The sequence below is a fragment of the Frankia sp. CoWAU3 genome (genome assembly GCF_977971855.1).
The window spans coordinates 2,570-3,553 of the sequence record NZ_CDWWXB010000017.1; the positions used below are offsets into that span (position 1 = coordinate 2,570).

The window sequence follows — 984 nt, forward strand, 5'->3', positions numbered from 1 at the left end:
CGGGGTCGCGCACGGTCGTCGCCGCCGCCGTCATCGGCTCCCGGGACATACCCAGGGTGAGATAGCGGATGACGCCCGCCTGGTCCGGCCCGAACCGCAGCACCTCGATCTGGTCGGTGCCGAGGAACGTGACCGCGGCTCGACCGGTGTCCGGTCCGAAGAGCGCCGCAGCATGCTCCTCGACCGATCGCAGGATCGCGCTGCCGCTCACCAGGCCGATGCCCCGCCACGTTGTTCCATACCTGCGATCGTATGGTCGGCAGTTATCCCGGGAACCGTCGTGGCCGGTGCGGGAGTTATCGTGGTGCGACGTTGGAGGGGTTCATGGCACAGGTGCTGACCAAGGGCGGCAACGCCGCGTTGCCCACTACCGACGTCCGGGTCGAGATCGCCTCGTCGAGTCCGCTGGACATCGCGGCGATCCTGGTGACCATCCACGGCAAGGTGCGCACCGACGACGACTTCGTCTTTTTCAACCAGCCGACGGGTCCCGGGGTGCGTCTCGTACCGCCGTCCGCGCTGGAGTGCACGTTGGCCGCGGTCCCGCCGGAGATGGACAAGGTGGTCGTCACCGGGAGTCTCGACGGCAGCGGGCCGGCGACCTTCGCCGCCCTGCGCGGCCTGAGCATCGTGGTGCGGGACGCGCGTGGCGGCGCCGAGCTCGTCCGCTTCGATCCGTCCGGGCTGAGCAGCGAGACGGCGCTGATTCTCGTCGAGCTCTACCGGCGCGCCGGGGCCTGGAAGGTGCGGGCGGTGGGCCAAGGCTACGCCTCGGGGCTGGCCGGCATCGCGACTGACTTCGGCATCACCGTCGACGACCCCGGCACCTCCGAGGCCGCGACGCAGGTCGTGCAGCTACCCGTGGCCCCGCCCCACCCGCAGGCCGCCCCGGCACCGTACGGCACGCCCCCGGGCGGCAGGCAGTGGGGACCGCCGCCCGCGCCGACCCCGGCGGGGGGCCCGCAGTGGGGGTCGCAGCCGGGT

General features: G+C 72.3%; 1 protein-coding gene and 1 pseudogene. One reads left to right on the plus strand and one right to left on the minus strand.

What is annotated here, in order from left to right; all coding sequences use genetic code 11:
• A pseudogene (locus AC08ON_RS03445) lies at positions 1-211 on the minus strand (suppressor of fused domain protein); the annotation flags it as partial.
• A 113-nt stretch (positions 212-324) separates the two neighbouring features.
• Between AC08ON_RS03445 and AC08ON_RS03450 the strand changes: the two are divergent.
• On the plus strand, positions 325-984 hold a 660-nt coding region (locus AC08ON_RS03450), incomplete at its 3' end, for a TerD family protein (RefSeq protein WP_476616434.1).